This window comes from Microcoleus sp. bin38.metabat.b11b12b14.051 (genome assembly GCF_013299165.1).
In the GTDB taxonomy this organism is placed as follows: domain Bacteria; phylum Cyanobacteriota; class Cyanobacteriia; order Cyanobacteriales; family Microcoleaceae; genus Microcoleus.
On the sequence record NZ_JAAFKD010000032.1, the window covers coordinates 57,756 to 76,955 of the forward strand.

Annotated in this window: 23 protein-coding genes and 1 pseudogene; 16 read left to right on the forward strand and 8 right to left on the reverse strand. The window is 45.9% G+C overall.

Annotated elements, in window-relative coordinates:
* The first annotated feature begins 267 nt into the window (after positions 1-267).
* The gene (locus QZW47_RS25105) at positions 268-1,032 is read left to right on the forward strand and encodes an ABC transporter ATP-binding protein (RefSeq protein ID WP_293133262.1); all 765 of its coding nucleotides are present in this window, start codon (positions 268-270) and stop codon (positions 1,030-1,032) included.
* A gap of 6 nt (positions 1,033-1,038) precedes the next feature.
* Here the strand turns inward: QZW47_RS25105 and QZW47_RS25110 are convergent, their stop codons facing one another.
* The 3 genes from QZW47_RS25110 to QZW47_RS25120 form a co-directional block, all read right to left on the reverse strand.
* A complete protein-coding gene (locus QZW47_RS25110) occupies positions 1,039-1,779 on the reverse strand; it encodes a hypothetical protein (protein ID WP_293133265.1) in 741 nt (246 codons plus the stop codon).
* Positions 1,766-2,131 carry a hypothetical protein gene (locus QZW47_RS25115; protein ID WP_293133268.1) on the reverse strand — a complete coding sequence of 122 codons (366 nt, stop codon included), beginning with the start codon at positions 2,129-2,131 and terminating at the stop codon, positions 1,766-1,768. Before QZW47_RS25115 ends, QZW47_RS25110 begins: the two co-directional genes overlap by 14 nt.
* Positions 2,132-2,290: 159 nt before the next feature.
* On the reverse strand, positions 2,291-3,019 hold the full coding sequence (locus tag QZW47_RS25120; protein ID WP_293133271.1) for a 1-acyl-sn-glycerol-3-phosphate acyltransferase: 729 nt from the start codon (positions 3,017-3,019) through the stop codon (positions 2,291-2,293).
* On the opposite strand from QZW47_RS25120, the gene QZW47_RS25125 reads away from it, so the two are divergent.
* The gene (locus tag QZW47_RS25125; RefSeq protein WP_293133274.1) at positions 3,018-3,155 is read left to right on the forward strand and encodes a hypothetical protein; all 138 of its coding nucleotides are present in this window, start codon (positions 3,018-3,020) and stop codon (positions 3,153-3,155) included. The two genes, QZW47_RS25120 and QZW47_RS25125, sit on opposite strands and share 2 nt — an antisense overlap.
* 282 nt (positions 3,156-3,437) lie before the next feature.
* Here the strand turns inward: QZW47_RS25125 and tadA are convergent, their stop codons facing one another.
* Positions 3,438-3,938 (reverse strand): tRNA adenosine(34) deaminase TadA, encoded by a 501-nt coding sequence (tadA, locus tag QZW47_RS25130; RefSeq protein ID WP_293133277.1) that lies wholly within the window; start codon positions 3,936-3,938, stop codon positions 3,438-3,440.
* Between the two features lie 183 nt (positions 3,939-4,121).
* Between tadA and QZW47_RS25135 the strand changes: the two genes are divergently transcribed.
* A complete protein-coding gene (locus QZW47_RS25135) occupies positions 4,122-4,718 on the forward strand; it encodes a TerB family tellurite resistance protein (RefSeq protein WP_293133280.1) in 597 nt (198 codons plus the stop codon).
* A 558-nt stretch (positions 4,719-5,276) separates the two neighbouring features.
* The gene (gene menB, locus QZW47_RS25140; protein WP_293133283.1) at positions 5,277-6,110 is read left to right on the forward strand and encodes a 1,4-dihydroxy-2-naphthoyl-CoA synthase; all 834 of its coding nucleotides are present in this window, start codon (positions 5,277-5,279) and stop codon (positions 6,108-6,110) included.
* 149 nt (positions 6,111-6,259) lie between these two features.
* On the opposite strand, the gene QZW47_RS25145 is transcribed toward menB, so the two are convergent.
* Positions 6,260-6,553, reverse strand: coding sequence for a hypothetical protein (locus QZW47_RS25145; RefSeq protein WP_293133286.1), 294 nt, complete (start codon positions 6,551-6,553; stop codon positions 6,260-6,262).
* A 506-nt stretch (positions 6,554-7,059) separates the two neighbouring features.
* Here QZW47_RS25145 and QZW47_RS25150 point away from each other — a divergent pair.
* From QZW47_RS25150 to QZW47_RS25165, 4 genes are all read left to right on the forward strand, one after another.
* A complete protein-coding gene (locus QZW47_RS25150; RefSeq protein ID WP_293133289.1) occupies positions 7,060-8,298 on the forward strand; it encodes an SPOR domain-containing protein in 1,239 nt (412 codons plus the stop codon).
* A gap of 442 nt (positions 8,299-8,740) precedes the next feature.
* Entirely contained in the window at positions 8,741-9,448 is a 708-nt protein-coding gene (locus QZW47_RS25155; RefSeq protein ID WP_293133292.1) for a PspA/IM30 family protein, read from the forward strand.
* Between the two features lie 301 nt (positions 9,449-9,749).
* A complete protein-coding gene (locus QZW47_RS25160) occupies positions 9,750-10,541 on the forward strand; it encodes a PspA/IM30 family protein (protein ID WP_293133295.1) in 792 nt (263 codons plus the stop codon).
* 607 nt (positions 10,542-11,148) lie between these two features.
* Positions 11,149-12,018, forward strand: coding sequence for a hypothetical protein (locus QZW47_RS25165; protein WP_293133298.1), 870 nt, complete (start codon positions 11,149-11,151; stop codon positions 12,016-12,018).
* Between the two features lie 141 nt (positions 12,019-12,159).
* Here the strand turns inward: QZW47_RS25165 and QZW47_RS25170 are convergent, their stop codons facing one another.
* Positions 12,160-12,315, reverse strand: a complete 156-nt coding sequence (locus tag QZW47_RS25170) for a hypothetical protein (protein WP_293133301.1) — start codon at positions 12,313-12,315, stop codon at positions 12,160-12,162.
* 222 nt (positions 12,316-12,537) lie between these two features.
* Between QZW47_RS25170 and QZW47_RS25175 the strand changes: the two genes are divergently transcribed.
* The 8 genes from QZW47_RS25175 (at position 12,538) to QZW47_RS25215 (ending at position 18,002) form a co-directional block, all read left to right on the forward strand.
* Positions 12,538-13,149: a Uma2 family endonuclease gene (locus QZW47_RS25175; RefSeq protein WP_293133304.1), complete on the forward strand. Its 612-nt coding sequence runs from the start codon at positions 12,538-12,540 to the stop codon at positions 13,147-13,149.
* Between the two features lie 175 nt (positions 13,150-13,324).
* A complete protein-coding gene (locus QZW47_RS25180; RefSeq protein ID WP_293133307.1) occupies positions 13,325-13,702 on the forward strand; it encodes a DUF433 domain-containing protein in 378 nt (125 codons plus the stop codon).
* 247 nt (positions 13,703-13,949) lie between these two features.
* Positions 13,950-14,195 (forward strand): type II toxin-antitoxin system HicB family antitoxin, encoded by a 246-nt coding sequence (locus QZW47_RS25190; protein ID WP_293133310.1) that lies wholly within the window; start codon positions 13,950-13,952, stop codon positions 14,193-14,195.
* 492 nt (positions 14,196-14,687) lie between these two features.
* A complete protein-coding gene (locus QZW47_RS25195; RefSeq protein ID WP_293133313.1) occupies positions 14,688-15,671 on the forward strand; it encodes a hypothetical protein in 984 nt (327 codons plus the stop codon).
* A gap of 147 nt (positions 15,672-15,818) precedes the next feature.
* Positions 15,819-16,694, forward strand: a complete 876-nt coding sequence (locus tag QZW47_RS25200) for a pentapeptide repeat-containing protein (RefSeq protein WP_293133316.1) — start codon at positions 15,819-15,821, stop codon at positions 16,692-16,694.
* Between the two features lie 189 nt (positions 16,695-16,883).
* Positions 16,884-17,138 (forward strand): hypothetical protein, encoded by a 255-nt coding sequence (locus tag QZW47_RS25205; protein WP_293133319.1) that lies wholly within the window; start codon positions 16,884-16,886, stop codon positions 17,136-17,138.
* Positions 17,139-17,565: 427 nt separating this feature from the next.
* Complete coding sequence (locus tag QZW47_RS25210) at positions 17,566-17,775, forward strand: type II toxin-antitoxin system HicB family antitoxin (protein ID WP_293133322.1); 210 nt, start codon at positions 17,566-17,568, stop codon at positions 17,773-17,775.
* 2 nt (positions 17,776-17,777) lie between these two features.
* Entirely contained in the window at positions 17,778-18,002 is a 225-nt protein-coding gene (locus QZW47_RS25215; protein WP_293133325.1) for a type II toxin-antitoxin system HicA family toxin, read from the forward strand.
* A gap of 150 nt (positions 18,003-18,152) precedes the next feature.
* On the opposite strand, the gene QZW47_RS25220 is transcribed toward QZW47_RS25215, so the two are convergent.
* Complete coding sequence (locus tag QZW47_RS25220) at positions 18,153-18,734, reverse strand: Uma2 family endonuclease (protein ID WP_366930932.1); 582 nt, start codon at positions 18,732-18,734, stop codon at positions 18,153-18,155.
* Between the two features lie 339 nt (positions 18,735-19,073).
* Positions 19,074-19,200, reverse strand: a pseudogene (locus QZW47_RS25225) (photosystem II q(b) protein); the annotation flags it as partial.

Sequence of the window (19,200 nt, forward strand, 5' to 3'; positions counted from 1 at the left end):
GCAGATTTCAGAAACCGGGTTTCTTGCGTAATTTCTCGTTACCAAATGCAAAACTCGTAGAAACCCGGTTTCTCGCCCACGTCGCAGATTTCAGAAACCGGGTTTCTTGTGTAATTTCTCGCCACCCAATGCCAAACTCGTAGAAACCCGGTTTCTCACCACCCGTGCATAAGTCCCGCAACCGTCCAAACATCGCCCTTTTACCCCCGAAAACCGCTCAGAAGTGTTAAGTTAGTAATCAGTTGTGTCGATCGCACATAAAAACAAATGCCTGAACTACAAACCCAGACCAAGCAAGACCTCCACCAGCAAGACACCTCAAAACCCGTCATCCTCGGTCTACAAGACGTAACCAAAGTCTACGGCATCGGCGACTTGGAAGTGCGCGCCCTCAACGGGATCAGCTTGACAGTAAAGCAAGGAGAGTATTGCTCAATTATGGGCGCGTCGGGTTCAGGCAAATCTACAGCTATGAATATTATCGGTTGTCTCGATCGACCTACAAGCGGCAGTTACTACCTAGACGGCGTAGATGTCGCCCAAATGCCGGAAGGAGAATTAGCCGGAATTCGCAATTTAAAATTAGGTTTTGTATTCCAACAATTTCACCTGCTAGCTCAACTAACAGCATTAGAAAATGTCATGTTACCGATGGTTTATGCAGGTATTCCCGCAGCAGAAAGACGCGAACGTGCAGAGGAATCTTTAACGAAAGTCGGGCTAGAAAGTCGGCTGAAAAATAAACCCAATCAACTATCAGGAGGACAGCAGCAGCGAGTTGCGATAGCCCGCGCAATTGTCAATCGTCCTGTATTATTACTTGCAGATGAACCGACTGGTGCATTGGATACGAAAACTACTCAAGAAGTAATGGATATTTTTACAGAATTCAATGAAGCCGGCATGACTGTAGTCATGGTAACTCACGAACCGGAAGTAGCGCGACAAACTCGCCGTGTTGTCTGGTTCCGCGACGGTGAAGTGATTCATAATAATCTTAATCCAGCAGAGCTTTCACACGCGGTATTTTAAGTATTTTCAGCTAAGATAAGAACCTTCTTCAACCTGCGGAGGCAGGTTTTGTTTGTATAGACGCGGTTTCAACCGCCGTGTATTCTTCAACCTGCGGAGGTGGTCGCTGAGCTTGTCGAAGTGCAGGTTTTGTTTGTATAGACGCGGTTTCAACCGCCGTGTATTCTTCAACCTGCGGAGGTGGTCGCTGAGCTTGTCGAAGTGCAGGTTTTGTTTGTGTAGACGCGGTTTCAACCGCCGTGTATTCTTCAACCTGCGGAGGTGGTCGCTGAGCTTGTCGAAGTGCAGGTTTTGTTTGTATCGACGCGGTTTCAACCGCCCGGTTTTCTTCAACCTGCGGAGGTGGTCGCTGAGCTTGTCGAAGTGCAGGTTTTGTTTGTATCGACGCGGTTGAAACCGCCGTGTTTTCTTCAACCTGCGGAGGTGGTCGCTGAGCTTGTCGAAGTGCAGGTTTTGTTTGTGTAGACGCGGTTTCAACCGCCGTGTATTCTTCAACCTGCGGAGGTGGTCGCTGAGCTTGTCGAAGTGCAGGTTTTGTTTATGTAGACGCGGTTTCAACCGCCGTGTATTCTTCAACCTGCGGAGGTGGTCGCTGAGCTTGTCGAAGTGCAGGTTTTGTTTGTATCGACGCGGTTGAAACCGCCCGGTTTTCTTCAACCTGCGGAGGTGGTCGCTGAGCTTGTCGAAGTGCAGGTTTTGTTTGTATCGACGCGGTTTCAACCGCCGTGTCTTTTTAATTAAAAGCACTGGGAAAAGCCGCCCAAACTCGATCGACAAAATCTCTAAGTTGCCGAGAGGCGATCGTGCTATCCTTGCGATCGGAGTCCATAGACTGCAACTGGGTCAACAGCGAAATCACCTCGGTATCCAGCGCCGCCCGAAACAAACTCAGCGGCCACAGCAAATCAGCACCATCCCGCAAATCAGATAAAGTGTATTTTTCCGGCCATTGCTGCGACACCAATCCAACCAACATCAAAGGGCGCACCCAACAAATCTGACGCGCTTCAACTACTTGAATTACCTCTGAATGCAAGCAGGCATCTCCACATTCTAAACTGACAATTTGACCAGGCTTAAAGTTCAAAACGCCATCCATTAATGCTGACTCTTAATACAAATAATATAGACATAACAAACTAAAATAAGTGCCGCAGTTCTCAACAGCACCAAAAAATATTATATCACAATTACTTTTTCTTTTTTCTCTCTTCCTTCTTCCTTCTTCGCTTAACTGTCAACTGTCAACTGACAACTGTTAGCTGTCATCAAGAGTTTTAAGAGCCATTTCTAGTTCAGCCGTCAACAATTTTGCTTCTTTTTTTCCACTACCACCATTAGCATAATCTGCCACACAAATCGGAGCACCGATCGCAATTTTCACCCTCGAACGCCATCGAGGAATTCGCGGGCGGTAGCGAATACTCATAGGTACAATTTTCACCCCCAAACCAGGGGTGTTCAACTCCGCTTGCATGGCCAAACGAGCCAATCCAGGCTTAGGAGGGTGAACTTCGCCATCCTGAAAAATACCACCTTCTGGAAAAATCACTAACATTTGTCGATCGAGAAGCAACTCCAACCCGTAACGAAGACTGCTAACCGCTGGATGCCGGATATCGACAGGAAAACCTCCCAAATGTCTGATGAACCAACCTTGGACTCCTTTGACTTCATCAGCAGTTACCATAAACCGCAAATCGCGTCCAGTCACCTTTTGTCCCGTTGAATAGGGCATCATCAGCGCATCCCACCGGGAGCGATGCGTCGGAGCTAAGATTACAGGCCCGTGCTTCGGCAAATGCTCCTGTCCGGTAATCTCAATCTTGCCAAAATAAAACGGTAGGACAATATAGTGACCTAGCGGATAAAACAAGGAGGTTAACCAAGGAGAAACGCGGGAGGTATTAGATGCTACCTTGGCAGGCATTGGCTTCACTAGAGATGATTTACTGGACTCAATGGCGATCGCGGCAGTATGACGCATGGCAATTACCCTGCTATATCGATATATAGAGTCTAAAGATATGTTGCTTGGCAAATCTTTAGTCTTTCGATGGGGACACTTTTGGTATTGGCATTTTGCCGATCGCCCGATCGCCCCCAAAACCGATAATCTGTAACAGGCAAAACACGATCCTATCCAACACGACTACCGCACAGCCGTCAACGGATTTTAGATTTTAGATTTTAGATTTTAGATTTATGTCACAGATGAATCTGGGAATTTGAACTCTTCGTCTAAAATCTGCTGTTCACCGCGACAAGTGTCGGCAAGCAAGTATCCGTTTTTGGGCGGACTCAACCACCGACAAAGCTCGATCGGGCAATTACCGATCTATTATTTCAGTTATATAGCCAAGTTCGATTAAACATTGTCGATCGAGAGTCAAAAATTTTACCTGTTAAATTGAACGGCGGGCTTCAAACCAAGCCAGCAACTGATCTCGACAAACAGACTCCATAATACCGCCGAGCACCTGTAATCGGTGACACGAAGGCGCGCTATCTGGAAGATTAGCCACCGTCCGAATTGTGCCAGTTTTTGGGTCATCAGCTCCATATACCAGCAGACAGATCCGAGCTTGGACGATCGCACCAGCGCACATCGGGCAAGGCTCCAGCGTCACGTAGAGCGTACATTGGTTGAGATGCCAGTCTTGCAAAACTTTGCCCGCCGCCCGCAAAGCCAAGACTTCAGCATGAGCAGTGGGATCGCAATCTCGCTCTCGCCGATTTTGGGCTTCGGCAATCAATTTGCCAGTACCGTCAACAATCACAGCACCCACCGGAACTTCACCCGCATCACCGGCTGCTTGTGCCAGAAACAGGGCCCTACTCATCCAATGTTTGTGAATAGCATAATTAGAATCACTAACAGACAACGGCTCAGTTGGCAAATTCACAGTATACCTACGCAATTCAAAACACTTAACATTGTCTTACTTATCCACTTGCTGTGGATAGAATAAGTGTGATCGCTAATAAAACAAGTTTTTTGGGGAATTTATGGCATACTTACCTAGCTGAAAACACTTAAAATCGCGAAAAAAATTTACACCACAGCCCATCCAGAGTAATTTAAAATTATGGACACCACCCTGATTAGCACTGAAGTTGTTGAGCTGTTGTCGCGGATTAGTCGGCAAAAGCTCCGCGAACAAGATATCACTCCTTTGGTAGTGTTTCTGACTGCTCTGATTTCCATCCTGCGCGGAGTGATGATTATCGACAGGACGATCGCAGTTGAAGAAGAAGAACGGCTGCAAAAGACTCTCAAAGCCTTTGCTGCTGGCGACCCCGATCGGATAGAACTAATTCAGCGCCTTGTCAAAGGAGTCTCCAAACAGCAGGTTTACTTCAACCCCACAGAACTGCTAACGCTGACAGCCTTCTTCTCAGAATCAGAAAAGCTGTTGCTGATCGGTTCCGGCTACGAAATGTCAGCCGTAGACGGACACATCGATTTGAGAGAGCAAATGTACCTACAGTCGATCGGCAATCGGCTCGGCCTCGACTCCAGACACATCGCAGTCGTAGACACTTTATTTACCAAAGAAGGAACTCTCAACCAAGAAGACTTTGCCGAAGTTAAAGCTTTACTAGATCCCAGCGAATTTGAGTCTCGCGATCCGGTATTTGCCAAAGCAGCAAAACACCTGCTGTCTCTGTTAACGCGGAAATAATTCACCGCATATAAATTATTTGCTCCGTCCCCAAATTGACGCTCTTGCCATTGGAGACGGGAATTTCGCGCTCTTGCATCAAAAACCGGGTTGTTTAACCGGCAACAAGAGCGCTGCACAGTTTATTTTGGCGAACAAGTCGGTTTTTGCCACCACTCCCGCTTAATTTTTTTTCCCAAGAGTCGATCGACCTTTGTATCTCATTGAACCGAATCCGTCTAAAATCTAAAAGCGAATTATTCCTGGCTCGATCGCCCCAGCTCGGTCTCAAATCTCAACTTGACCCGGAATAAACGGTGACAAGCCCCGACGCTGTTGAGTAATATCATGTCCCGTCAATGACCCGGAATAAAAAAGGTTTGTAGTGAGGACTTTAGTCCGCATCCATCCCAGGACTGAAGTCCGAACGATCGCACAAATCTTAGTACGGTCATTCTCTTCGGACATGATATCAGTGGATGCTCACCCCCAATTTTAGAATAAAGTTCCTGCTCCCAGACTCATCTGCCGAGTAAATCTAAAATCTAAAATCTAAAATCTAAAATCGACTGATTGATTATGCAAATTGAATGGAAAACCGCCAAAACTTACGAAGACATTCTCTATCAAAAAAGTGGCGGCACCGCCAAAATTACGATCAATCGACCTCACAAACGGAACGCTTTTCGTCCCAAAACCGTGCAGGAACTCTGCGATGCCTTTACTGATGCCCGCGAAGACACAAAAATCGGTGTTGTCCTCTTCACTGGTGCGGGGCCTCATACAGACGGCAAATACGCCTTTTGTGCCGGTGGCGATCAAAGCGTGCGGGGTAGTGCGGGATATGTAGACGAAGGTGGTATACCCCGATTGAACGTGCTCGACTTGCAGAAGTTGATTCGATCGATGCCCAAAGTTGTGATTGCTTTAGTTGCAGGATATGCGATCGGCGGCGGTCACGTTTTACACCTAATTTGCGACTTGACGATCGCGGCTGACAATGCTATTTTCGGACAAACCGGCCCAAAAGTCGGCAGTTTCGACGGTGGATTCGGAGCCAGCTATCTCGCCAGAGCAGTCGGCCAGAAGAAAGCCCGAGAAATTTGGTTTTTGTGCCGCCAATACAGCGCGCAGCAAGCTCTAGAAATGGGTTTAGTCAACTGCGTCGTCCCCGTCGAACAACTCGAACCAGAAGGGATGCAGTGGGCTAGCGAAATTCTTTCAAAAAGTCCGATCGCGATTCGCTGTTTAAAATCTGCTTTTAATGCCGACTGCGACGGTCAAGCCGGTCTGCAAGAACTGGCTGGAAATGCCACTTTGCTGTACTATATGACCCAGGAAGGTGCCGAAGGCAAACAAGCCTTTTTGGAAAAACGGGAACCAGATTTCAGTCAATATCCTTGGCTGCCATAGCTGGACAGAGACATCTGTTTTTTTGAGGCGATCGTTCATAGGAAAGCAGGTGCTGATTTCTAGGACTTGGTAAAGTCGAATTCAGGCGATCGTCCAAAACAGTAAGTATAAGGAGTCAGTAAACTTGGGTTAATTTGTCCTGCTGCGGACTAAACCGAGAGTGCTGCTGCGGATTTTTCGGTTAATGTTGTGCCTGTTAACTGGCAGGCATTGCGCGAAGATCCAGCAGTGACGGCGGCCTCCTGCAACGTCACAGCCTGTTCTTGCCACAGTTCAATTTCTCCTATATTTTCCCAAGACGGCCCAAAAGGCGCGACGGCTAAAGAACAAGCCTTCCACTGACTTTGAACAGGTACGCTCAGCAAAGCGCAAATTCCCCCGCGTCTCCCCTCAGGGGTATAGTGGCGGCAGTGACGACAAGCTGAAGTTAAGGAGGTTTTCATAAAAGTTCTTAGGGAAATCATTTTCATCTCCAATTCTCCTGTGTAGAGCTTGCAGCCTCTAGAGCATCCCAGCCTTTATCCTGTCTGGGTTATAGCGATCCCCGGCACACAATTAAATTTTATAATTTATTTATAATCTTGTTATATATAGAAACAATTGCCTCAGTCTGTCCTCATTTTGTAGCGAAAAAGACAGGTTAAAAGTTTATAAAGGGTCAGGGATCAAGAAAAAGCACAAATACGCAATGACTATGAGAAGTTATGAATAAACCCTTGCTACGAATGCCAAAATCTGCTGAGAGCCTGTGCGATCGACCAGCAGTACGCAGCAACAGTTAAGTTGTCAACTGAAAAGATAGCTGTCGGCTACCGACAGCAAGCTCAAGGGCAGCAGTTACCTTGACGGCAAAACCAGCTAATCATAGGATAGGCAAGTTTTCAAGCTTCTTGTTTATCTTTAGAATCTAAACATTAAAATCAATTCAGAGGCGGTAGGAGTTTTGCTAATGAGTAAGCGTTCTTCGGTGGAATCCCCAAATCATCAATCTTCCTCAACCCCAATCAAGCCTGCTTTACAAGCAGTCCTGGGGTGTATGGATGTCAACCTAGAAGCAGAGCTGACAACATATAGAAGGCACAGGCGGCGTGCCGAGCAGTGGGTGTCGCCATCAGTTCGCAGTGGCAAGCAAGCAGCCGCAACCGAGCAACAGCAGGCCCAAAACCAGCAGGCGACGGCTGCTGAGGAAACCCAGCAGCCGCTGTCGCTGCCCCTATCTATTGCGGGTACTCAGGGCGATTCTCCGCTAGTAACTACTAGAGGCGGTACAAAATTATCTAGCAGCGGCCCCGCACCCAACAATTATCTCGAATCCAGCGAAAAACTGATCGAAAGTTTGGACGAACCAAAAGCCGAACCAGCAGAAGAACGCAGTTTGGCCGCAAGTCTGTTAACTCCCTTGGGACTGAGTTCGATGCTGCTGTTTCTGATGTCTTGCACAGCCTTGGGTTACGCAGTCATGCACCCGTCAAGTCTGGCTAAAATCGCTGGGCTCAACCGTTTGCTCGATCGCGGCACCACTCCTGCTCCAAATGAGAGTCCCACAGCTACTGCAATTGATACCAGCACCAAAGAACTGCCAAAAGCTCCGAATCTGGCATCCAAAGAATTTGTCGAGCTAGATTTGAGCACTCTCAGCAACGTCAAGCCGACAGCCAGCCCGATTGCTTCCCCGTCGCCGAAAGCATCGATACCGCCCAATCCGGCAGCACCTCCTGCCCCCATCGGGGCTGTGCCAATTCCGACAGAAGACGGCAATCCAGCCAGAGGTAGAGAACAAGGACTCAACAATCTCAGCACGGCTTTGCTTCCCAGTCCCAGCCCCAGCGCCGCCCAGTCTGTCCCCACACTGCCGACACTGCCTCCCACGCCCTCAGCCCAACCTGCGCCAAAGCTGCCAGCGACAGTATCCCCCGCTGCCACAGCCCCGGCGACAGCATCTCCGGCTGCCTCCGCCCCGCTAGGAAGACCCACACGGGCGGCGGACGGTTTCTATTACGTTGTCACCGATTACACCAACGAAAAATCTCTGCAACAAGCCAGAACGGCAGTTCCCGATGCCTACGTGCGGAATTTCTCAAAGGGTGTCAAGATCCAAATGGGGGCGTTGAACGATGCTGCCTCAGCAGAACGTTTGGCCAAGGAACTCCAAGCAAAAGGGGTGAAGCCGCAATATTATCAGCCATAAACTTAGGTAAAGGGTGAAAAACTTTAACTAAATTGTTAGACAAAGCTAAACCGCGCTGGATGTTTTGTCTAACACTAAATCTGTTTTTGAATTGTGATAATTACAAGGAAGAAGGTATTTTGTTGAGGGACGTTTCGGCGCAGCGAACGGTAAAGGCTTAAGCTCAAAAGAAGGCAGAAGGCTTTTCGCTCGGCTGCGGGACAGGGAAAACTAGGAAGAAAATATACACAGCAAGCTGGGTAGCGATCGGTATTAGATGTTTGATTAGGCGGATTTAGTTACTAATTGACAAAAAATGCAAATGCAGGCTGGTGCTTCAAACTACGAGCTGCATCATTCATTGCCATTTCTTCAAATCTGCTATTGGGCGATCTCAAATCGAAAATGGTATCACTTTGTGGTTCTAAATATAAAATTTAAGAAAATAGGGAGAGCCGGTAAAATGGGATTATTCGATCGCCTGTGGCGAGTGATTAGAGCCAATATTAACAGTTTGGTCGGGGCGGCCGAAGATCCAGAAAAAATTCTGGAACAGGCTGTAATGGATATGCAGGAAGATTTAATTGGGCTCAGACAAGCGGTGGCGGGGGCGATTGCTGCTCAAAAACGCACCGAACGCCAATGCTCTCAAGCTGAGTCTACAGCCGCAGAATGGTACCAGCGGGCGCAGCTAGCTTTGCAAAAAGGCGAGGAAAATTTGGCGCGGGAAGCCCTGACGCGAAAAAAATCTTATCAAGAAACGGCAACGGCGATGAAAGCCAGTCTCGGACAGCAAAACGCTGTGGTGACTCAACTGAAAGAAAATATGCGATCGCTCGAAAGTAAAATTTCTGAGGCAAAATCAAAAAAAGATATGTACATTGCCCGAGCTCGATCGGCAAAAGCATCGGAAAGACTGCAAGAAATGATGGGAAATCTCAGTACGGGCAGCGCTTTGAGCGCGTTTGAACGAATGGAAGAGAAAGTCATGCAGCTAGAAGCTCGCTCCGAAGCCATCGCCGAACTTGGAACTAACGATTTAGAAAAGAAGTTTCTCTCTCTCGAAAGTGCCGGCGATGTCGATGCTGAGTTGAAGGCGATGAAAGCACAAATGCTTCCAGGTAATAATAATGCACCCAAATTGCCCTCGGGCGAGCCGCCTGCATCCTGAAGCCCAAGTAGCAGCGCCATAGTTTGCAATCCTCAAAAACTTGGCAACAGTGCAGCTAGCGATAGCCGGCAAGCGTGTTGGGGAATTCCCGGATCGAAGTTAAACTCAATAGATAGGTGCATGAATAAGCTTGCCTGCATCACTTACTCGATCGCTTTAAACTAGATTTATCTGTCTGTAAAAATTGCCAAAAACTAAATCGCGCTAAAAATCCGACCCACTGAGTCTCACAATTGCGGGCTAGCGCTCTCAAGCCTGCTTTCCGCTTACCTCGTACACCTCACCTAGGAAATATAGCATTATGGGATTATTTGACCGCATTAGCCGAGTCGTCAGAGCCAATCTTAACGATATGGTCAACAAAGCTGAAGACCCGGAAAAGATTTTAGAACAGTCCGTGACGGATATGCAGGAAGACTTGGTGCAGTTGCGTCAAGCCGTTGCCAGCGCGATCGCCACCCAAAAGCGCACCCAAACTCAGTACAATCAAGCAGAATCCCAGTCTAACCAGTGGCAGCAGCGCGCTGGGCTCGCCCTGCAAAAAGGAGACGAAACTTTGGCGCGGGAAGCGCTGGTGCGTAAGAAGTCTCACGCTGAAACGGCGGCTACGCTGAAATCCAGTCTGGAACAGCAATCTGGTCAGGTGGAAAGCCTCAAGCGCAACTTGATCGGTTTGGAGAGCAAGATTTCTGAAGCTAAGACGAAGAAGGATATGCTCAAGGCGAGGATATCCGCTGCTAAGGCTCAGGAACAGCTCAACAACACCATTGGCTCCCTAAATACTGGCAGTTCAATGGCAGCTTTCGATCGCATGGAAGAAAAAGTTTTGCAGATAGAAGCTCGTGCGGGAGCTTCAGCAGAACTGGCGGCGGGCGGTAGCAATTTAGAAGAACAGTTCCGCTTGCTCGAAAGTGGGGGCGATGTTGACGACGAGTTGGCTCAGATGAAGGCTCAACTGGCTGGAGGTTCGGTGTCTCAGGGTCAATTGCCGGCAGCGGGTAAAACTGCCACTACTGCTGCTAGCAGCTCGGAGTCGAGTCCGGTGATTGATGCTGAGTTGGAAGAATTGCGATCGCAGCTCAATAAAATGTAATCAGCTCTATCCAAATTCACCTATTTCTGAGATAACCCAACCCAAAAACCGGTACCGTGTCCCGACAGCTTAGGGTCAAACCCAAAATTTTAGATTCTAGTTCAAGCTCCAAATTCACTGTGAGAGTAAATCTAAAATCTCTGGAGTGAGCGAAGCTCTCCGTCTCAAATCTAAAACTTGTTCGCTGGCGACTAATGCCAAGAGCGTCTTGTCCTCGCCGCAGTCAGCCGAAGCCAGTCGCAGAATCTAAAATCTACTCGTAGCTTCGATAAAATGCTCCGCCCACCTACAGCATTAGCCTGTGGAGGTCGGAGTTTTTTTCATCAATTATTGAAAAACACACAAAATATACTTTTTGTCAAGTATAGTTCTATTGAATTAACGAGTTAAATCTTAAATAAAAGTGATAAAGTTATTTTAATCTTTGCAATAGGGGCCCTCACGCCTGCTGGAAAGTGTAAATAACTATTAATATTGATAACTTGTGATGCCCCTGCAACTTTCCAGAGGGTTTTGTAAAATCAAATTTTTCAGGGTATTAGCGCTTTGTTGTTCAATTGCAGCTATTTGCCCCGCATCCCTGGCAACTCAAAGTGTTGGCAAGTCGATGGTTGCTGGCGAGTCAAAAGGGCGATCGCCAATTGCTAATGAGAGTTTACAGTCTCAATTAACACTTAATCCAGAAAGAGCAGAGGAGCGCGATCGGGTTCCTAGCGATTTATACTCAGATACAGAACTAGATAGAGACAGTAAAGAGCAAGCAAACAACATCCCGGAATTCGTGGCTGTTGCCCCAATTGAGACTCCAGAAACTGTCGCCGGGTTGCCGAATCGAGGAGACGACAGACAAGAAATTCCGATCGCCAACCTGTTACCCGAAACTCTGCCTCTGGTGAGAAAACCAGCGCCTCCAGCCCCCGTGACTTCTCCAGAACAACTTTTGTCGCTGGCGATCGCCCCGGGAGAGCCTGAAGAATTAACCAAGATTAATGTCAGTTTTTACCCGGCCCGGAGCAAAAGCAATCTGGTTGAGCCACTCTGGGAAATTTTAGATATTGAGGCGTCGAGCCGCAGTTACGATTTGACTTACCGCCAGCCGATCGCGCCAACTCTGAAAACAGAAATCGCGATCGGTATCGATGCTCGGAGGCGAGAAACCGATATATCTTTGCTGGGAATGGATTTTCCGCTGTACTCCGAGGCTGATGCTCAGGCTCAATTGCCGTACCTGCGGTTGTTGGCTCCCCAGGCGTTGGTGGTTGGGCGATCGGATGTATCGGATGTGCAGTTGCCGATCGTGGATTTTGACAATCTTTGGCATAACCGCCCGAGGGTAGCTCTGCAAGCCAATAGTTTGCTGTTACAGGGATTAAGCCTGGGGCGCGTGTACGGCGAGAGCTGGAATGCTCGGTTCGTGTGGGGCATTCCTGCGATCGGGATTAAGTCGGGCGACAGTTGGCAACAACGCGGGCTGTAATTTTTCAGTAAAATTCAAAACTTTTTAAGAAAGTAGCGGTTTTTCTATTGGCGAAATCGAGCATTTTCGCTATATAGTAATAAGTATCATTTGGCACTCGTCTGTAGCTGCCAGTAGTGCATTTTACTAAAAATTTTTACATTAAACTATGTCTAAGGTGCGGTTGCTGCTTTTAAGTTCTTTTGCTTCCGGTTTTGGGTTTTGCTCAATCATTTTGGCGATGTTTACCATGACTTCCGGGCTGTCATTTACATCTTTTTTTACATTTGTGTTAACTTTGGTATTTTTTGCAATCAATCTGATTTTTGCTTTGCATTACTATACATCGATCGCCAAACAGTTAAGTGTGAAAGGCAAAAGGAAAGCGAGAATTTAGCGGTAGCTTCGCAACCGCGGACAAAGGCGTGGATAGTTGTTTAGGGAATTTCAAGGTCATCTTGAAACACGCCTCTGGGTGAGGACAATTATCTAGCTCTAGGTCATAATTATGTAAGGTCTAATTATTTAGGAGGTGCGATCGTGGTCATTGCTGAAACCAACCCGCCAAACCTTTCTCCAGATGCGACAAAGACTCGCTCCACTCCAGACGAATACCGGGCGATGCAGGAAACTGCCGAAGAACGTCACGAATACTGTAACGGAGAGATTATCGCTATGCCAGGAGGTTCCCCCGCTCACAGCCGTATTGCCGTAGACACTACGACTTTTCTGAATGTGGCTCTGCGAGACACCAATTTTCAAACCTATAACGGCGATTTACGAATTTGGATTCCTAGTTTCAATCACGGAACTTATCCCGATGTTCTGGTAATTAACGGCGAACCGGAATTCAATGGATCTCGCACGGATGAAATTCTCAATCCTTTGCTGATTGTGGAGATTCTTTCGCCGTCTACAGAAGCCTACGATCGTGGTGAAAAATTCCGAAAATATCGCTCTCTGGCTAATTTTTGTGAATATCTGCTGGTGAGTCAAACTGAGCCATATATTGAGCATTATTATAATTGCGATCGCCCAAGTAGCGATCGCTGGCAATGGCAAGTGTACGATCGGGTAGAAAGCGCGATCGTCCTGCACAGCTTGAATATAGAGCTACCGATGGCTGAAGTCTACCGCCGAATTAGTCTTTAAGGGCGATCGGTGACACTTATAATCAAAGTTAACAATGATTGTACTTCGCTCTTCTCAATTCATACAAAAATGCAAACATTCACCGCATCATATTGATCTGCCATTCGCAAAACTCGATCGCAAATCCAGGACTTGCATCAGCTATTAATAAAATAACTTATAGGAGGCTATAAAAATGACAACCGTATCCAACGAACAAACAGCGATTATCCGTACAGAAAGAGGACTGTCGATCGCAGGTACGCGCATCACTATCTACGACATCATGGACTATGTGACGGCTCAATATCCGCCTAAGTTTATCAGGGGATTGTTCGATTTGACAGAGGAACAAATTAATGGAGCTTTAGCTTACATTGAGGCAAATCGCGCTACTGTTGAAGCTGAGTATCAAATGGTTCTTAAAGAAGCTGAAGAACTGCGGCTGTACTACTACGAAGAAAAAAATCGCGATCTTATTGCCAGAATTGCCGCCATGCCACCAAGACCCGGAACTGAAGCTATATGGGAAAAGCTTCGAGCTGCTAAGGCAAAACGTGAGGATAAAGCATGATTTTTTTGATAGATCATAATCTCAACGGACACGCCATAATTTTCTTTGGCTCTATTGCTAATCAAGGTTGGCTTGATATCATCCCAATTCGTTTTGTCACCTTTGCACAAATGAAATTGCCAATCGATAGCGATGACAGATTAGTTTGGCGACTTGCTCAATAAAATCAGATGCTTTTGCTGACAGCTAATCGCAGCATGAAAGCCAAGGATTCCTTACTAACAAACAACAAGGACAGCACTTTAATATGTTAACTAAATACATTCAAGCTGCCATGAAGCAAGCTAAGTATGAAATTTTCCCTGATGATGGGACTTTCTACGGAGAAATTCCTATCTGTGAGGGAGTCTATGCAAATGCTCTAACTCTCGAAGTTGCCCGTGAAGAATTGCAAGAGGTATTGGAAGACTGGATCTTACTTAGTCTAACCCTGAATCTTCCTTTACCTGTCATTGATAATATCGACCTTACAGTTACGAAGGAAGTTGCCTGATGCCTCCTTTAAAACAAATCAAACGTCGAGACTTAATTTATTATTTGAAACGACTGGGATTTGACGGCCCCTATTAGGGAAAAAGGCATCAGTTTATGTTGAAAGATAGCCTTCGTGTTACTATCCCTAATCCTCATCAAGGCGATATCAGTGCCAACTTTTTAGCTAAAATCTTGGGACAGGCTAAAGTTGATATTAGTGATTGGGAGAACCTCTAAAGTTGAGAGGGTTTTGTCAATTATATTAAAGAAAACGATCGCGCTTCTTTTCGGATTGGGTATGGTACGGGAAGGGCGATCGCAATTTGATTACCACCAGATGTAGGGTGCGTCACCTGCGTCAATAGATAGTTTTGGCAAAAAATGGCAAGGTGACGCACCTTACTACGGTAGACTACACGAACGGGAGTAGGGAGTGACAAACAAAAACTGTGTTTTTTATCTAAAATTATGATTTATAATGTTACAAGTTTACTAAATTTTAAAAGAAATAATGAGAGGCGTAAAAGAATTATTTCTAACAAGCTTGACTGCTATTACTTTCAGTTGGGTAGCTGTCACCCAAATTCAGGGAATACCGGGAGCGATCGCCCAGACAAAGGTTCCTATGAGACTGCAACACGCAGAAGGAACCTATACGCTTACGGTGTCAGAAACGGAGACCACAAAATCTGCTTATGGGGGTCAGTTGCGCCTCTATGACGTGCATATTGCTAAGATGTTTGAGGTGACATATGCTGATTGTCAGGAGATACCTAACGCTGGCGGTAGGACTTGGTTGTACCGTGCCGGAAATGGTAGAATTGACATGGGGGAATTCAGAATTACCTGTCAGTCGGCTGGGGATATTGCTAACAGTTACGGTTTAGGCAAACCAGAGGGTACTGCGATCGAATATTCTCAAGGGGAGGCCGGACGGCCAATATCCAGAACTCGTTCTATCCCAATTTTAGACATTACTGGTAATAAAGTCCAGCGCTGGATAAATTTTGTGCAAAAGTTTCGTCCTCAGTCTGCTAATTCTCAAGCTAGTAATTCTCAATTAAGTAGTCCTTTTCCGGTTCGTGAAATTATCTCACGGATTCAAGGTAAGACGAGAGTCCCAATTTTTCTCCCCAGTCAACTTCCCTTCTCAGAAAAGGTTTACTTGGAAAGCCGAGTAGAAACAAAGGGCTATAGTGTTACAATTAGTCACATACCTAATTGCAACAGTACGCCTTGCTATATCGGGAGTATCTCAGGAGAAATAGGTGGAGAACCGGCGCAAGCACCGCCTAAAGGATTTAGGGGTGAATTCAGAGACATTAAATTAGCTAATCGAACACAAGGAATTTTTTATAATGCTTGCGGTGCTTATTGTACAGCATTAGTTGAATGGCAGTATAAAAGTGTTTTGTACCGAGTAACTATGAAGAATGGACGAGAGGAAACTCTCGTTCAAATAGCCAATTCTGCAATTGAAGCTGGGCCTCGCTAGCTAAAATTACTGACGCAACTTTCGGCAAAAAAAAGTAGCCAGCTTGCCCAGTTTCCCTATTTGTTTTACAGTTTAACTAGCAAATGTTTTTCCTGTCTTAATCTCTGTCAAACTCAGTGTAGGATAAAGTTTATCATGCGAGTTCAAGTGACCATTGCTAAAAAGTTGACTAGCAAGTTCTTAATTGTCATATTTTTATGTTTAGGCATCCTCTTAATGCACTCTGAACCAGTCAGAGCAGAAGGAAGTTTATCTAATGTCAGCAAAAAAACAGATTGCTTTTTCGTTCTAGGAGGAAGCTGTGACAAAGAAGCGACAACCAATACATCCTCCTCTGAAACCGAGATTAAACCAGGTGCTAACCTGAGTGGAAAAAACCTACAAGGTGTTAATCTGCATAATGCTGACTTGAGAAGGGCAGATTTTAGTGGTGCAAATTTTACTGGAGTAGACTTGAATGGTGCTGACTTAAGTGAAGTCAAACTCAGCAAAGTAAAAAACCCTGGGAACTTAGATTTTCAGGGATTTGACTGGAGTAAAATTAGATTGAGTAAGGAAGATTCCCTCAAGATATTCACAGCTAATTTAAGCAAGCAAGATGTAGTCAGTTTCATCAAAGCCGATCCTAATGGCTGGGATTTCAGCGGCTTGGATTGGAATAAAGTTAATTTAAGCCAGAAAGATGTACTGAACCTGGTTAGCTTCAAGCTAAACCAGCAGGATTTAATTAACTTAATCAAAAACGATTATAATCAGCTAAATCTTAGTAAGGAAGAATTACTAGGGTTAGTCCAGCTAAACTTAAATAACAGCAGTTTATGGCGAGGTTCTACGCTAAGTAGTCAAGACCTACTAAATTTACTACCAAACAGGTTGAGTGGAGTAGACTTAAGCGGGGTTGACTTACAAAAAGCTAACTTTACTGGTAGCAACCTACAGCAAGCTAACCTGAGTGGTGCAGACTTGAGGCAATCAAATCTCAACGGTGCAAAAATGCCTGATGGTACTCTCTATCGACGTTAGTTTTACTGAGTAGAGTGCGTCACCTGCTATAATATATCTGTGCGATCGAAAATTAATCTCAAGGTGACGCACTCTGCTACTACTCATCATTGAGATCATCCATAAGACTCATGCGAACCATCTTGTAGGAGTCTTTGGCAGAAGTTATACAAGATAGGCAAAAGTTCAGATATAAAGCTGGTATGCCTGATGCTGCCTTATATAACATGGGACAAGAAGGTGAGCGAATGGTTAGCCAGTCAAGATGACGCGGTAGATATTTCACAACCACAATTGCGATCGCGAATTATCCCGATCGCAATTGTGGCAAGCCATACAATCCTTGGCCCGACGCGGCTTAGTCGAAAAAATACAAGTCGGAGGGCGATCGCTCTTTTTCCTCAATCCCGTATTCAAAGCATACATTCAGTGCAGGTGAAATATTATATAATCTATGAGAGATGACATTTCTGACATTTAACGGATAGAAAGCGAATCTTGTCAGTAACTCAGGGCTTTAGCCACTGAGCTTGTAAGAGCAATCAAAGCAAGCTGTACTGACCAGCCTCAGACTTTCGAGGTCTACGTTATTTGGGTCACGACACCCTGTGGATGCGAAGCTAGTCCCCCGCTCTGTCGCTAGTCGTTAAACAGTTCTAAAGTCACTCTTTACAGTGCTGCTAGCCGGAAAAAGCCCTTATAACATTGACCGACAAGCTAACATTACTTCGAGTAGGAAAGGCAAATCTCGGCATTACAGAGATGTGGATCAACACTACTCCCCTGTTGATCTAACCCCGCAAGGGGATCAGATTCAACGCGATTAAAATCGCTCGTGTCGCTTTCCTCTGGGCCCTAAAGGGACTGAGTTTCCCGCATACCGTGAGGTCTTATGAAAACCTTTACCGCTATCATCGAAAAAGATTCTGATACCAAGCTTTACGTTGGTTATATTCCTGGATTTCCCGGGGCGCATTCCCAGGGAGAAACCTTGGATGAGTTACACGAGAATCTGCGTGAGGTAATTGAGATGCTCCTAGAAGATGATACTCTCGTCATTCAGACAGAATTTATAGGTACACAACAGATTGTGATCCGATAAACATGAGCAATATCCCAGTTCTGAAACCACAGGAAATAGTCCGCATACTAGAGAACCTTGACTTTGTAGAGGTTCGTCAAAAAGGCTCACATAAGCAGTTCCGTCACGAAGATGGGCGAGGAACTACTGTTCCTTTTCATAAAGGGCGTGATATATCACCGAGATTACTTCAGCGGATTGCTATTGATATTGGTTTGACAGTTGAGGAAATGTTGGAATCACGGTGAGTTGACGTGAACTACGTGACTACTTTTTGCCCAAATTGCCGCAAAAATACTGAAACCAGGAACCGAAACTGGATGGAAAAAACTTCAAGCAGCAAAGGCAAAATGTGAGACTAAAGCAGGATTTTTTTGAGATCTGACCCTTATTAACTTCTACTTCAACGATCGCATAAAAGCATTCAGCGCATCATATTGATCGGCCATCCGCGAATAAAACTCGATCGATCGCAAATCCAACTCTGGTAACAGTTCGCTGTTACTCACCAACTCATATCCCGTTGGACGCAAACAATACACCGAAATTACACTATCCTCCCAAAACCAAACCTCCTGCACTCCCACCCGGCGATAGATTTCCAGCGTATCAATTCCACCACTCGTCACTGTCACCTCAATTGCTAAATCTGGAATCGACTTGCGCGTACCCAAACAATAAGATTCGTCTGGTTCCTTTCGCGCGCCCAATTCCTTCATCCCGATGGTTGTACTACCGCGCCCGTAGAAACGAATGTCTTTCATCCGCATATAAATCTCTAAAAGCTGACTTAAAGTTTTTTTAGGTTCCTCATGGGCCTCATAAAAAGGAGACATAATTTCTAAACACCCATCCAAATAAGTTAAATGCGCCCCAGTTTTGGCCAAATCTGCATCCAACTTTTCTAGAGTCTCCCATGTCACATTTGACAGCAAGGCTGCACCTGTGCCCGATCCTGCTTGAGAAATTGTGACAACCATCTGACTTACCTTTTTCGATCGCTTTTCCATAATATAGCAATTGCCATAATGGTGAGGGCGAAACTACTCTCTGTATTTGTTTGCTATACGTCCAAATCTAAATACCTTAAACCGGGTTTTTCAATAAAACTATTCGTCATAGCTATAAAATTAGGTGAAAAATCCGGTTTCAAAGGTTTGTAGTGCGGACTTCAGTCCGTTCTTCGGAGAGCGGACTGAAGTCCGCACTACAAACGATCGATCGCATACGATATAAGTCCTAATACAAACACAGGATTTTTCCCAAACAAAAAGCGCCCCTATTTCTAGGAGCGCTTTTTGTCAATCAAAAGTTAAAAATTAACCGTTGATGGAAGGAGCAACCAAAGCCACAGGAGTTGTTTCGCCAGCGGCCAAGTCGAGTGGGAAGTTGTGAGCGTTGCGCTCGTGCATTACTTCCATACCCAAGTTAGCGCGGTTGATGACA